Source organism: Dielma fastidiosa (assembly GCF_003475485.1).
Taxonomy (GTDB): domain Bacteria; phylum Bacillota_I; class Bacilli_A; order Erysipelotrichales; family Erysipelotrichaceae; genus Dielma; species Dielma fastidiosa.
The window spans coordinates 502,713-516,419 of record NZ_QRQL01000001.1; the positions used below are offsets into that span (position 1 = coordinate 502,713).

14 protein-coding genes are annotated in these 13,707 nt (G+C 36.8%); all 14 read right to left on the reverse strand.

Features of this window, described 5'->3' with window-relative positions; translation table 11 throughout:
• Positions 1-121: 121 nt before the first annotated feature.
• A complete protein-coding gene (locus tag DWZ33_RS02635; RefSeq protein WP_118453680.1) occupies positions 122-1,600 on the reverse strand; it encodes a M81 family metallopeptidase in 1,479 nt (492 codons plus the stop codon).
• 43 nt (positions 1,601-1,643) lie between these two features.
• Positions 1,644-3,146, reverse strand: a complete 1,503-nt coding sequence (locus tag DWZ33_RS02640; protein ID WP_118453681.1) for a PTS transporter subunit EIIC — start codon at positions 3,144-3,146, stop codon at positions 1,644-1,646.
• A 125-nt stretch (positions 3,147-3,271) separates the two neighbouring features.
• Positions 3,272-4,108 carry a PRD domain-containing protein gene (locus DWZ33_RS02645; protein WP_118453682.1) on the reverse strand — a complete coding sequence of 279 codons (837 nt, stop codon included), beginning with the start codon at positions 4,106-4,108 and terminating at the stop codon, positions 3,272-3,274.
• Between the two features lie 405 nt (positions 4,109-4,513).
• Positions 4,514-4,921, reverse strand: a complete 408-nt coding sequence (locus DWZ33_RS02650; RefSeq protein WP_118453683.1) for a hypothetical protein — start codon at positions 4,919-4,921, stop codon at positions 4,514-4,516.
• A 199-nt stretch (positions 4,922-5,120) separates the two neighbouring features.
• Positions 5,121-5,480, reverse strand: a complete 360-nt coding sequence (locus DWZ33_RS02655) for a molecular chaperone Hsp90 (RefSeq protein WP_118453684.1) — start codon at positions 5,478-5,480, stop codon at positions 5,121-5,123.
• A gap of 69 nt (positions 5,481-5,549) precedes the next feature.
• Positions 5,550-6,644, reverse strand: a complete 1,095-nt coding sequence (locus DWZ33_RS02660) for an aldo/keto reductase (RefSeq protein WP_118453685.1) — start codon at positions 6,642-6,644, stop codon at positions 5,550-5,552.
• Positions 6,645-6,663: 19 nt separating this feature from the next.
• Positions 6,664-7,542, reverse strand: coding sequence for a DUF362 domain-containing protein (locus DWZ33_RS02665; protein WP_118453686.1), 879 nt, complete (start codon positions 7,540-7,542; stop codon positions 6,664-6,666).
• Between the two features lie 421 nt (positions 7,543-7,963).
• Positions 7,964-8,533: an ECF transporter S component gene (locus DWZ33_RS02670; protein WP_118453687.1), complete on the reverse strand. Its 570-nt coding sequence runs from the start codon at positions 8,531-8,533 to the stop codon at positions 7,964-7,966.
• A 461-nt stretch (positions 8,534-8,994) separates the two neighbouring features.
• Positions 8,995-9,843, reverse strand: a complete 849-nt coding sequence (locus DWZ33_RS02675) for a flavodoxin (RefSeq protein ID WP_244925836.1) — start codon at positions 9,841-9,843, stop codon at positions 8,995-8,997.
• A 233-nt stretch (positions 9,844-10,076) separates the two neighbouring features.
• The gene (locus DWZ33_RS02680) at positions 10,077-10,913 is read right to left on the reverse strand and encodes an SDR family oxidoreductase (protein ID WP_118453688.1); all 837 of its coding nucleotides are present in this window, start codon (positions 10,911-10,913) and stop codon (positions 10,077-10,079) included.
• A gap of 71 nt (positions 10,914-10,984) precedes the next feature.
• Entirely contained in the window at positions 10,985-11,293 is a 309-nt protein-coding gene (locus tag DWZ33_RS18210; RefSeq protein WP_244925837.1) for a carboxymuconolactone decarboxylase family protein, read from the reverse strand.
• Positions 11,294-11,737 (reverse strand): carboxymuconolactone decarboxylase family protein, encoded by a 444-nt coding sequence (locus tag DWZ33_RS18215; protein ID WP_244925838.1) that lies wholly within the window; start codon positions 11,735-11,737, stop codon positions 11,294-11,296.
• Positions 11,738-11,820: 83 nt separating this feature from the next.
• Positions 11,821-12,324, reverse strand: coding sequence for a flavodoxin (locus tag DWZ33_RS02690; protein ID WP_118453689.1), 504 nt, complete (start codon positions 12,322-12,324; stop codon positions 11,821-11,823).
• A gap of 154 nt (positions 12,325-12,478) precedes the next feature.
• Positions 12,479-13,378 carry a LysR family transcriptional regulator gene (locus tag DWZ33_RS02695; protein WP_118453690.1) on the reverse strand — a complete coding sequence of 300 codons (900 nt, stop codon included), beginning with the start codon at positions 13,376-13,378 and terminating at the stop codon, positions 12,479-12,481.
• Positions 13,379-13,707 lie beyond the last annotated feature (329 nt).

Genomic DNA, 13,707 nt, shown 5'->3' on the forward strand with positions numbered 1-13,707 from the left:
CCGTTATCAACAACTAAACGATTATTCGCTTTCCTTCATAATTTTATAATAAAAGCAAGTAACTACAACTTAGGTATAATGCAGCTACTTGCTTTCAAATTTCAATCGATTAGATGTTTAATTATAGATAATATAATTCATCAAAATCATCAATGGACCACATTGGCCGTGCGATTTTTTTGAAAGAAATATTTTCAGTCCTCTGATTAGTCGGGCCATCACTTAATGCCATAATATGATAAGCAGTTTCTGGAATCAGATAAGTGTCCAAATAACCCATTTTTACGACAACCACATCATAATCATGAAAATGCAGACCAGCTTTTTCAAACTGACTCATATTACCGTATTGAATATTATGATCAAGGACAATGATATCAATAGGTTTATCGCTTAATCGTACCGTGTAGTTTTTTCCAACAACATGTTCATGCGTTAAGCCATAGACCGCATCACCAATACTGAGCAAAGTACCTTGTATTTTCACTGGCTTTGAAAACTCATCTTCATTTATACCCAATTCAAACTTAACATTCTCCCCGATTTTTTTATTTGCTAAGTATTCATGGGCATATTTATCATTAATCCCTGCAATAAGTATTCTATGCTTTTTCAAATCTCCATTTAGAAGTTCTTGCAGCATAATTGTATTTTGTCCGTAACCTCCCGCACCGCAATTATCGCCAGAATCTGTAATAACAACAGTCCCTTTTTCTTCTTTATTACTTTCACAATATTTAATGGCTTGAGCAACTGCTTCAACAGGTTCTGCAAAATTTCCACTGAACTTGAATTCCATACGATGATTCCAAGCATAATGAGATATTTTGTCGGCAATTTTAGAACAATACTCAATGTCTTTTTCCGTATTAGGGATTACTACTACTGCAGCACCTAGTTTATCATCGTCATGTCGAATATATCCAACATGATAAGAGCATGAAAATACTCTTGAATCTTTTTCAGCCTCATCCATTAATTGATTGATTGTGCGAACAGGCTCCTTAGCTGATACACTTCGTTCACCGCCAACCATAATTGGCAATTTGCGCAGAATAGGATGCATGCCTCTACGGTGCTTTAATAAATGAACTAATTTTTCAGCGACGAGTCTTTCTGTAGCTATCTGATCACTATGCGGTGATTCACGGTAACATCGGACAATGTTAACATTATCAGCAAATGTCTTTGTTAAATTGCCATGAGGATCCATCACAACCGCTATAGGCATATACTCCCCTACAAGCCTACGAATCCGTAAAATCAAATCGTGTTCACCTGATACACCCTCTAAATCTACAATTCCACTTGCACCATGCAGTTGTAAATAGATACCATCAATCTCATTTAAATTTCCTTTTATCGTTTCCAGTATTTTATCTGCGATAAATTCATAAGCTTCTCTTTTTATCATCCCATTTGGATGTAAGCTTGCATAAATTGAAGGGATGATTTCTATATTTTCTGCTTCAAAAACATCTTGTATGTGCATGGCGTTAATACAGTCATTTCCATATAATAGTAAAAACTCATCTAGATCTACTGTATGTGATATATGTTCATTGCATTCGGATGTCATATGCGCTATCAATATTTTCATTTGTTATTACCTCTTTCTATTATTTTAATACTCTAGGTTATAGTTATTCGGCAGATTTATTTGTGGGAAAGCCAAAAACAAGTCCAAGTCCAAAGCTTATAGCAAAAGCTACAATACAGCAAATAATACCAGGAATTAGGCTTTTACCATCCCCGCCTGCAAAAATGGTAAAGAATAGAATGTTACCAGCGCCTAGTGTATATGCTTTTACATGTAAAAGTGAAGCAAGGATACCACCTACACAGCCACCAGTAAACAGATAAATCATTGCTCTTTTAAATCTAAAAATACATCCATAAATGGTTGGCTCACTAACTCCACCTAAAGCTATTGTGATTGCATTGGACCCTGCCATTGCTCGATCCTCTTTTTTACAGCGAATGAAATATGCAAAAGCAACACCAATTAAAGCATATGTAGCAACAACAGCGCTGAGCCAGAACAAATTATCATAGCCCTGTGAAGCAAAAGAATTTAAAATCACAGGAACTAAAGCTTTATCCATACCCAAAGCAACCAAGAAGTACCAAGCTCCACCAATTAAACCGACCGCTAAAGGTCCAACTGTAGAGGCTAATAGGTTCGCGATATTTTCAATCAAAATGCCACAATATGTACCAATCGGGCCAAGTACACATAAAGTAATAGGCAGCATAATCAAAACGCAAAGAAGTGGAAGGAATGCTACTTTAATGACAACCGGACAAATCCGATCGACGAATCGCTGTACATACGATAATACCCAAACCATTAGAATTACAGGAATAAATTGACTTGAATAATTCACTAGTGTCATAGGAATACCATACACGGTGAATGGTTCACCATTAGCCACAATACCCACTAATGTAGGATGGACCAGAATTGCAGCCAAGAATAATGCAATTGGAATACTTACATCAAACCGCTTAGCAGCAGACCATGCAGCAAATATTGGGAAATAATAAAATCCAGCATCGCCGACAAATGTTAATAGGACCATAACATCGCTCGTATCTGAAAACACATTGAGTAAACCTGGGCCTAAAATTGCAACAAGCATCTTGATTAACCCTGCACCAATAAAAATTGGGAAAATTGGAATAACACAACTAGATATTGTTTCAAATATTCTATTTAGAATATTTTTAAATGATAATTTATTGAGATTCGCATCTAAATTTTCGTTAATCGGCTCTGCCTTTGAGATTCCTGCTAATGTTATAAACACATCATATACATCAGGAACATGCTGGCCAATGATAATCTGAAACTGACCCGCTGAAACTTGCGTACCAATCACACCTTTCAGTTTCTTAATCGTTTCCTGCTTCACAAGACCAATATCCTTTAATGTGAATCGTAGACGCGTTGCACAATGGGTTACCGACAAAATATTATCTTTGCCGCCAATATTAGTCAGAATATTTTCACATAGATTTTGATAGTTATCATTAATTCTATTCATACTGTTCTTATTTTTATCAATATAGGATAATTGATAAATTCCTTTCTTGCCGTTCCTTTCAAAATATACCTCACGGCCATCAGATATATTTAAATTCATTTAGATTTGTTAAAATACTTAAACATATTTCAGAGAGAGCTTCCATACTTGTAAAATGAAACATATTGTTTCAAAATAAAACCGACATAAAAAATCCAGTTGAATTTTATATGCCGGTGATGCCCTTAAAGGTGACAATCCGCTTTTGAACAAAGTCTATTAATGTGTATAATTAAATACAGTAACTCTTCTTCGTTTGGCAACCATTTTAGATTTGCATAAATATAATCACTAATTAACATAGCCCCCTGATAAGCTTCTGTAAATTCTGCTTTTGACTGCTCAAACAACTGCATATTCTTACTTGATGCTTCCACTTTAGATGGACTTCTTTTCAACAGATATTCCAGATGAGTGACAAATCTTATATAAGTTGCATCATTTTTATCTATTGATATCTCCATCTCTTTCTCAAGCAAATCCATTATTTCAGTTATCACTTGTTCTTTACTTTGAAATTCAGCAGTATTGCTTGAATATACTTCTGCCTCAATAAAATGAATGGCAATATTTGTAACCTCTTTATCTGGAAGTCGAACACCTAACTCATTTTCAACTATATTAAGTGCTATCCGACCTACTTGCAGTTCCTTTTCATATAAAAAGTTAATATCTTTTCCTAAAGGATTTGCTATAAATATACCTTTATTGAGTCTATCAATTGCAAATGTGATATGATCCGCCAAAGAAAATATCAAATTTGAAGAGAAGCTGTTATTTAGATAAAGATTCGCAATATCCACTATTTTCGTTGCAACTTCAAATGTTTTTTCAGGTATTTGATTAGCAAGTAATACCATATGATTATCAATATCATAAAAAGTACGTTCTACTAAGCTTAAATCTTCAAGCTGATAAGGCATTTTACCAAAACCTATCCCCTTGCCGTAAGCAATAATTTCTTGACCATTTGAGTCTAGACAAATAGCAAAATTATTGTTTATCTTTTTTTTAACAAGCATTCACTCACCACCTTATAAAAAAAACTTCTTTACGGCGCCCTAAAAAATAACTAAATAGCTATTAAGGTTATGCCTTCTAAAGAAGTGACAGTCCTATCTATATTTTGTATACGCTATCATTCTAGCACCGTGTAATTTGCCTGTCAATAGTTTGATTACAGAAATATTCATTAAAAAACCTAAGAAAAATTTAGTCCTTGCAGGCTGGTTTTCATTTGTCCTTTTCTTGTTTTTATCATATGTAATTATACAGGAAGTTGCTAAAAAGCTTATGCTTAAAGAATACAAAATCTATGTAAATGTCATAAACATCTCCAATTAATTGTAAAATATTAACTATTTCAATCAAACCTTCCTCAGTGACTTAATATCTAAACTGCATATCCATTTCATGTTAATAAATTCTTAGCTAAAATGCAAATCATTTTTGGATGCCCATTCTTCAAAGATTTGATTATAAATATCACCGCAAATTGTTAAAAAATCATCATATAAAGCTAATTCTTGTAGTTTCTCTAAGAAAGCATCCACATAATCATCTCTTCTTAAAATATTAAATAATGCAGTTCTCATTACTTTATCTTCCACGCAATCTTTCACATACAAACGCATAATTTCCTTGTGACCAATCTCTTCGTATGATGGCAGTCTAAAATTATTATAGTCATATTCAGGAATTGAAGCATCATCAGACAGATTCTTCATTTCAGTCTTTGATATTGGATAATTATCAAATTGATTTGTATCCTTATGATAAAACAGGATGGTTCTTTCTCTTTTAATTGACAGCATTACATCTATGATTGTAGCCATGCGCACTCACATTTATCCTTTCTGAATTTTACTATCAAATTACTGATATAGGCTTTGCTTTGCAACTAAATATCTCTTAAATTTCGCCTTATATTATTATTTATAATAACTATTTTGTATAACTGGCAATCACATGTTGAGTATTCTGAACGCATTATAATAAAAACACCAATCTTAACGATCAGTGTTTCCGTATTCATTATTTAAGCAAGCTATCCTTCTTTGCTAAAATCAATTCAGCAGCCGCACAAGCCGGGCAGTCACAATATACAGCCCCTTCCGCTTTAATTTCTTTACCGTGAGCAACAATATTATGGGCCAATTCAGCGCCAAAATACTGTACACCAGCGTCTGATCCAGCAAAAGCGATTAAATTATCGATAGTTTCAATATCTTCTGCCAATACATCAAAATACCGTACTGTTTCAGCTGTCTCACGATCAGTTCCTAAAGCATCAAGCCATGCCTGCGCAGCCGCTTTCAATTCATTGCAGCAAGTTGATGCCTTCATTAACTCATGCGTTTTTTCAATCACAAAATCTAAGCTTGTTTTATCCATAAATGTACCTCACTTTCTAAATGTAGAATAACACATTTAAATCGAAGATACAATTGATTAGAACTTATCTTACTCACCAAAATAGGCTGATATTTCTTTCATCCTATCCATCTGATTCACCCTGAACGGGCAGCGGTTATTACAATGAGCGCACTGTATACAATCGCTGGCTTTCTTCGCCAGATGATGATAATGATCCTTAGCCAGCTCATCATCCAGTAAAGCTAAATCATAATACTTATTAATTAATGCAATATCTAGGCCGGCAGGACAAGGATGACAGTGCTTGCAATAGACACATTTGCCTTGCTGCTTGATGGCCTCAAATGAGCCAAGTACAGAATAATCACGCGCTTCATCAGAAGCATTCAAATAGTTTAAAATGCTTTGCAGATCACGCAAATTACGCACCCCCGGCAACACAGTAACAACCGCTGGTTTATCCAAGGCGTATTGAATACATTGAACTTCACTTAAAGCATGATGGAAAGGTGACTTTTTAGCATCCAGCAGCTGTCCGCCGCAGAATGGCTTCATGACTGAAATAGCCACCCCTTCCTTTTCACAGCGGCGATATAAATTCATACGTTCATTGTTTTCACCGATTGCATAATCACCATATTGATTATCATAGGCCGGATTAATACTGAACATAACCATATCGATTAAGTTCATGTCCAACACTTTATGAACTAAGGTTGGTGTATGTGAAGATAAGCCTAAATGCTTTACAATACCCTGTTCCTTTAACGAAAGCAGCAGTTCGATAATGCCATGACGCTTAAAGGCCTCAAGATCAGCCGCTTCATCAAGACAATGTATAAAACCGAAATCGATTGTTTCAGTCCCTAACTTCTCTAACTGCCATGCGATTGATTTTTTTATTGCCTTAGGATCTGTACTCCAGCCATACGCTCCGGAATCATATAAAGCGCCAAAATGAATCTGAAGATAGACCTGATCACGTTTACCTTTGATAGCCTTGCCTACTGCTTCAAATGTTTTCGCATGGCCGGCTGCCAAATCAATATAGTTGATGCCGTTTTGCATCGCTTGTTCAATAACACTAATAATTTCCGCTTCGTCCGATTCACCTAATGAGCTGGTACCCAGACCTATAACACTGATTTGTTCATCACCGTGGGGAAGCCTTCGATATTCCATATATCTCACCTTATCCTATTTATAAATTGATAATTTCATAGTCACGGCTGCCTAGCTTTAAATCGGCGGCCGCTTCAACAGTATGAATTCCATGACGGCTGTTCATCCTTTCAATCAGCGCAGCCTTGCCTGAATCCGGCGAATTAATGACAGCATCATAACAAGCCTGATCCAAGGCGACCGGATCTAATGAAGCAAAAATACCAAGATCCGCCATTTCAGGTGCATGTGGATGAGCATCGCAATCACAATCCACAGACAGATTATTAGCCACACTGATGTAGATAATATTTTCTTCACCGACAGCATCAACGACACCTTTGCAAGCATCGGCCATCGATTCTAAGAAGGCGTCCTGTTCAGGCAGATTCTCCCATAACTTTGTGTGATCAGATGTTTTGCCAGCCGTGTGGATATTTGTCTTTCCATCGGTCGATGCGATCCCTATACTCATATTTTTAAGTGCGCCGCCAAAACCGCCCATAGCATGACCTTTAAAGTGAGAAAGAATCAGCCATGAATCATAGTCCTTAAAATGCTCACCGACAATATTTTTAGTCAAATGGAACCCGCCATTAACCGGTATTTCCATCTCACCCTTTTCATCCATAATATCACAAGGCGCGATTTCACTGAATCCATGCTGTTTAATAGCTTCCCAGTGATCCTTTGGATTCATGCGTTTTCCCTCGTAAGCCGTACAACATTCAACAATTGTACCATCAAGCTGCTTTACCAAGTCCTTAATTAATAATGGATTCAGAAAATGATGGCCGCCCGGTTCACCAGTTGAAATTTTTACTGCTACTTTTCCATGAAGCTTTCTGCCTAATGCCTCATAGATTTTAATTAAACTGGCTGCTGTAATTTCTGGTGTAAAATAAACTCTTGCTTTCATAACGCGTCCCCTTTCAAATTTGCTTAAATTAAACTTTTAATATAACAATAAGATTTTGAATTTTGAAGTTTTTAAAGATTCTCCTTCATCATAGTTATACACCTTGGAGTTAACTCCAGCGCAAGTCTTTTTTATTTAATTGATATAATACTTAATCTTTAAATCTGCTCCATTAAATGATCTTCCTTAATTCCGCTATTATAAAATGAAGCAGTAATAGGAATTGCACTATACATTATGGCGAGAAAATTCCAGAAATGCTGGCAGCGACACCTAATTTATACTGACCAAAAGATTAAAAAGCATGATATCTTCAAGCTTTCATAAATAAAGATAGATTCATTCACGCACCATGCTGACAATCATTGATTCACCTCCTTTTCGTTTAAGCTAAAAAGGATTTTTAACCCTGCTTCACTCATTAATTAGCCATTGAGCCTGCTGTTTGTTTTATCTCATGCTTAAACGGTACTACCTTAGCACGATTCAAGGCCGCCATCACGGCAGGAATTAGCATAAGCTGCAGTGCGATACCAGGAACAGCATTCAGCAAGGCGCCGGTAATAAATGCCTGAAAAGTGAATGCTGTACCGGAAATACCCAGCAGCAGTATTTGCGCAATACCCCAGACGATACGGCCTATAATCATTGATGCACATAGACATTTATATAATGCTTTAACACACTGCCATTTAGAATTTTCATATAAATAGCCAGATACAAACGCATAAGCAGCTAATTCAAAAGCCATTGCAAGCGCTGTTGGATAAATTGGCGGCATCCCAAAAAGCATTGAACGCAGCAGTGGTAATAGAAAAGCCATAGGAAGGCCATACTGCCAGCCGCAGATTAATGCGCATAAAAATACTGGCAAATGCATTGGAAGCAGCATACCGCCAATCTGCGGTATTTGCCCGGTAAAGAACGACAGCACCATACCTAGCGCAAAAAGCATTGCCGTTATTGTTAAATTCTTAAGATTGTTTTTCATTTGATTTACCTCCCTTTTAATTTAAATTTCAAGTTGATAGGCTTGCAGACCTAAACAAATTTTTCTACATTTTTAAATGTATTCAGAACATTCTATTCTCAATGTAATTCACATACGCATCAACCCTTCTTTACCAAAACCTTCTTTCGTCATCCGCTTCATACAATCATTGCTTCTATTATAATTACAGCCGTCGCCTATGTCTAATGCCTATTTTCTCTATGAATTAATACCTAAAAAGCATACCCAATCATCATTCTGCATTCGGCTTCCTATATGCTCATAAAGTTTGTGCATAGTCGGGTTTTTAGTATTTTTTAGTTCACTATTTTATTTTACAAATTTATTCTGCCAGCTAAGTTGTTTCATTTAATAATCACTTCCAAAGGCCATACATTACCAACGCATGTATACACTTAGTTTAAAAATGAGGATTAAATATTGTATCCTCATTTTTTGGTTTATTCAACAAGATCCGCAGACTGTAGCCAGTTCACAGCTTCATCAGTTGCGGCCTGCCTATTTTGAGCTAGTGAACCGCGGATGGCAAAACCATCCAGCACATTAGCGCCAACACAAGTATTGCGGATACTGTTTACAGTAGAGGCTAAGCCACTTCCCTCATTTGTATCAAATGGCACTATTGTTTTACCCGTAAAATCATAGCTTTCCAAAAAAGTGTAGACAGCCATCGGCATATCTGACCACCAAATAGGATATCCAAGATAAATCACATCATAGTCATCAAAATTATTGACAGACGCAGTTAACTCTGGCCGGGCTTGATCGTGCAATTCTTGCTGAGCTGCCGCTGTACATGCATCATATTCTACAGGATATGGATGAACAGTTTCAATATGAAACAGATCACCGCCAGTCTGCTCAGCAATAATTTCGGCGATAATTTCTGTATTGCCTTTTTCAATCAATCCAACATTATAGTTTTCACCAGCGCGAGAAAAATAAGCTATTAGAATTTTTAGTGTCGCTTCATTTTCAAACACCTGTACTTCCTCGGTATTTGATAGCTGTTCTGTCTCAAGCAAATTGTCTGATTCATTCGCTTGTAATTTCTCATCATTTATCTCATCATCAGCCTTAGTAGTTGAAGCAGTCAAATCATCTGTGACAACGACATCCTTTTCAGATTCGCTTATTTCAGATTCATCATCTGTTTTAGGCGAATCGGCATTTTCCGTTATCGTTGTATTAAAAAATGAATCTGCAGGGTTATTCTCAATCGTTGAACTGCAGGCGGCAAGAATCAATGATAACATGAGTGATAAGCATAAAGAGAGTATTTTTTTCATAGGTACCTCCGTTCTGTATGTTTTGATTTATTTTTCAATTTGATTAGCCCCTTTAGTTAGGTTTCCGATTAAGATACTATAGCAGCATTTCATAAGAACCAGGATCAGCATTTTTGCGATTAATTGTAAAACACAGCTTATGACAGTGATCCATCGCTTCCAGTGCAGCTGTTTGGGTATGCTTTATCCTATTACATATGAGTAACTTCACCTTTTAAAGCGCTCAAATATATTCATGCTTTTATCTCAGGCTTCAGCGGACCATAAAAATAGGAAGCTGTCGCACCGCCGTCTATAAGGAAATCAGCCCCTGTAATAAAAGAGCCTTTATCACTCATTAAAAGCTCTGCAGCATTAGCGATTTCATCCGCTGTGCCGGGACGTCCTGCCGGACAATTAGCAAACATATTCTTATAAAAATCACCACGTGGGCCATTAAATTCATCGATTGCCAACGGTGTTACAACTATCCCCGGCGAAATGGAATTAATTCTGGCACCCCGCTTGCCCCATTTGACAGCCTCTGCCATGACACGCTTTTCATTACAGCGCTTAGCTAACTGATAGGCATGCAAAGTATCATGAATATTAGCTGGCTGCAGCATATCCAGACTAAGCAATTCTTCGGCAGGAGTAATTGCAAGCAGCTCATCCTGTTTAGCGCTAAGCTGAGCCATACGATGCCCTGACTGACTGGAAATGGTTATTCCCACACCGCCTTCAGCGATTACTTTACCTACTTCTTCAAGCAAAACGGCAGTTCCATATAGATCTACTTTTAAGATTGCTTCAATCGGCGCCTGACTTGGAGAAACCCCAGCTGCATTAATCAGCATTTTAATTGCCCCATACTTTTGTGCTTCAGTAATCATTGATTGAATTGAAACACGCTCAGATAAATCCATTGTTACCGCTGTCACATCAAAGCCAGCAGCTGTCATAATATCAGCAACCGCCTTCGCATTTTCATATTTTTTATCACCAATTATAATTTTCATACCATATCCCATGCGGCGGGCAATCGCCATACCAATCTGTCCAGCACCGCATAAAATCATTACGTTTTTCATTTAAACCTCCTCCTTTACTTTGCATTTACACTGTGCCTGTCAGTATTAAAATCAGTTAATACTGACATAGCTTATTTCGTTGCTGCCTCATTAACACAACGCAGCGCATTCAAACTGCGCGGATATCCTATATAAGGAATACACTGTGAAATAATTTTAATAAGAAATGCCTTATCATTCCCGATTCTCATATTGGCACCGGCATGTGATAGCAGCTGTTCTTCACAGCTGCCTTGAGCCAATAGAAAACAAAATGTAATCATCTCACGCTGCTGATAAGTGAGACCGTTACGGGTGTAAAAATCACCAAAACAATTATCCGTCAGCCACATATTGATGTGACGGCTTTCCTCAGGGCCAGAATTCCAAAAACCCTTCATCTAATCACCCATAATATCTATCTGTGCCTTTTCACCAGCTGTTAAGCGATTCTCCATTGTAGTGGTGGTTTGAGCGCACAGCGGTAATACAATTCCTTTTTCAATCAGCACTTCATTAGTAACTTTCAAAAATGGAAATACTCTGCCGATACCCAGATAGCATACCGCTTGATATATAATTTCTTTTATCTCAACGGGCGTAACTTTAAAATTCATTGCTGCAATCAGCATAATACGAAACTCATCTATCCCTTGACAGCCAAGTAAGACAGCCAAAATAGCCAAAATTCTTGTTCTGCCATCTAAATCATCGTGATTTACCAATTCATCAAAAGCAAAATTATCAAAGCGCTTAATAAATTCAGGATCTGTTTTCAAAAAGCTTGAATGATAGCCTGGAAACATTTTTTCATGATACTTTTTAGAAGCATCTGTGATACTCATATCACTTACTCCTTTCTTTTTTGGAAGTATCAAAACCAACTGCATAAACCTTCAATACTTTTCTTAATTTTCGTTTTTCCATATTATCTGATCCATTCTCTGATCACAGCATCAGCTTTATTTACATCACTACCGCGAATAGCAAGACCTTTTACGACCTTTGCCTTAGGGCAAGCTTTTTTAATATCTGCTTCACTATGTCCCATACCGCTGCCTTCATGTGTGCAAAATGGCATGATTATTTTATTCGTAAAATCTGCACCCTCTAGGAAGGTAAATACTGCCATAGGTGCGGTTCCCCACCAATTTGGATAACCAATATAGATTAAATCATAATCTGAAACATTAGGAATATCTGATGCTAACTGAGGCCGTGCATGACTTTGAAGCTCATGTTGTGCTTCTCTTGTACAAGCATCATAATTTTCTGGATAAGCATACACCGCTTTAATTTCAAAAAGTTCACCCTCCGTCACTGCCGCAATTTTCTTCGCCGCAATTTCCGTATTACCTATAGGTAGATTCACAATACTGCCGCTGACATAGTTACTGCCGCTTCTTGAAAAATATGCAATTAAAGTTTTCATAAACCCACATCCTTTCTTGTTGTACCCATTATAAAAAAAGAGCTGATAATCAGCAATTTTGTTTTTAAGACTTTTTCATAAGTAAAACTTATGTGAAAAGAAAAGCCAACTGCATCACAAATTAATGTGAGTGAGTTGACTTTAAAATTATTCATTAAGCACGATTGCTTTGTTTAATTAAAGCAGACAAGGTTTCCGCAAATTCCTCAATATAGTAATTGGTATTCTGCTTCAGCCAGAAAGCACAGATTGTTCGTTTTATTAACACTCCTTGGCTAAATAATGCTATGCGTTTAATTTTAGGCAGTTTTGGCGGCAAGGTACCTATGGTTTCTAGAGGTAAAAAGCCGCGGTTGCCAAGCACCATCAATCTTCCCTCTTCAAGATTTTCCGCATATAAAAAGTGATCAGAAAAACCTAATGTGTCACGATAATAGGCAGCTTCACTGTCCTGATATTTAGATGGAGCAATCAATATACAAGGTGTTTGTTTTAATTCTTTGAGCGTTAAAGTATTATTGATACTGAGCGGATGATTATCAGAAATCTCAGCTATGCATTCGCACTCAAGCAATATCTTGTTTTCATATGCTTCTGAAAAGGCCCGCCGCTGATCGCTGATGACAATATCAACACCGCCAAAACGAATCAAATCATATAATTCTTCATGTGTGCCGGCAACTATTTCAATTGAAATATCAGGATATAGGCCTGAGAATTCAGCAACTGCCATATGCAATTCCTGTCCGCTGTAATTTCGTAAATAGCCAATGCGCAGCCGGCTCTCATCCATCTGTGCGATGCGTATCGTTTCCCGCCTGATCCTATCGGCTTCATCTAGTAAAAGCTTACTCTGCGTGTAAAAATACTCGCCGGCAGGGGTAAGATCGAACCGGCGGTTTTCCCTATGAATTAATTGAACGCCTAGTTCTTCTTCCAAGCTATGAATCTGTTGGGAAATTGCTGATTGTGATATATAGCATTGTTCAGCAGCTTCTGTAAAACTGCTGCAGTCAACAACAGTAACAAAGTATTTCATTTGCCGAAGTAACATTTTAATTCCCCCTTTTGCCTTTTAATAATATTCTATCATATTATATTTGAATTTCGGTTTCTTCTACGCTTTCCAGCACATTCATTACGGTGATTAAAAAGCAATTTTTCTTTGTCTGCTTCAACTTTTACTTTTGGCTTAACTGCAATATTTTGTATGGTAAAAGGTTCTGTATTCAACGAAAACAGCATTAATATTGTTTTATTTGCAAATGGTATTCCGGTCATATTAATGGAATTGTTAATTTACAGGAAAAGTGAAATTATCTCGTGTATATAACAACAATGATAAGCAAGATAATGTGAAATCGAAATATGTGATATTTCTTA

Excerpts from the sequence above, each read along its gene's own strand:
- DWZ33_RS02635 (WP_118453680.1), bottom strand. The coding sequence starts at position 1,600 with ATGAAAATATTGATAGCGCATATGACATCCGAATGCAATGAACATATA.
- DWZ33_RS02640 (WP_118453681.1), bottom strand. The coding sequence starts at position 3,146 with ATGAATTTAAATATATCTGATGGCCGTGAGGTATATTTTGAAAGGAAC.
- DWZ33_RS02645 (WP_118453682.1), bottom strand. The coding sequence starts at position 4,108 with ATGCTTGTTAAAAAAAAGATAAACAATAATTTTGCTATTTGTCTAGAC.
- DWZ33_RS02650 (WP_118453683.1), bottom strand. The coding sequence starts at position 4,921 with ATGGCTACAATCATAGATGTAATGCTGTCAATTAAAAGAGAAAGAACC.
- DWZ33_RS02655 (WP_118453684.1), bottom strand. The coding sequence starts at position 5,480 with ATGGATAAAACAAGCTTAGATTTTGTGATTGAAAAAACGCATGAGTTA.
- DWZ33_RS02660 (WP_118453685.1), bottom strand. The coding sequence starts at position 6,644 with ATGGAATATCGAAGGCTTCCCCACGGTGATGAACAAATCAGTGTTATA.
- DWZ33_RS02665 (WP_118453686.1), bottom strand. The coding sequence starts at position 7,542 with ATGAAAGCAAGAGTTTATTTTACACCAGAAATTACAGCAGCCAGTTTA.
- DWZ33_RS02670 (WP_118453687.1), bottom strand. The coding sequence starts at position 8,533 with ATGAAAAACAATCTTAAGAATTTAACAATAACGGCAATGCTTTTTGCG.
- DWZ33_RS02675 (WP_244925836.1), bottom strand. The coding sequence starts at position 9,843 with ATGAAAAAAATACTCTCTTTATGCTTATCACTCATGTTATCATTGATT.
- DWZ33_RS02680 (WP_118453688.1), bottom strand. The coding sequence starts at position 10,913 with ATGAAAAACGTAATGATTTTATGCGGTGCTGGACAGATTGGTATGGCG.
- DWZ33_RS18210 (WP_244925837.1), bottom strand. The coding sequence starts at position 11,293 with ATGAAGGGTTTTTGGAATTCTGGCCCTGAGGAAAGCCGTCACATCAAT.
- DWZ33_RS18215 (WP_244925838.1), bottom strand. The coding sequence starts at position 11,737 with ATGAGTATCACAGATGCTTCTAAAAAGTATCATGAAAAAATGTTTCCA.
- DWZ33_RS02690 (WP_118453689.1), bottom strand. The coding sequence starts at position 12,324 with ATGAAAACTTTAATTGCATATTTTTCAAGAAGCGGCAGTAACTATGTC.
- DWZ33_RS02695 (WP_118453690.1), bottom strand. The coding sequence starts at position 13,378 with ATGTTACTTCGGCAAATGAAATACTTTGTTACTGTTGTTGACTGCAGC.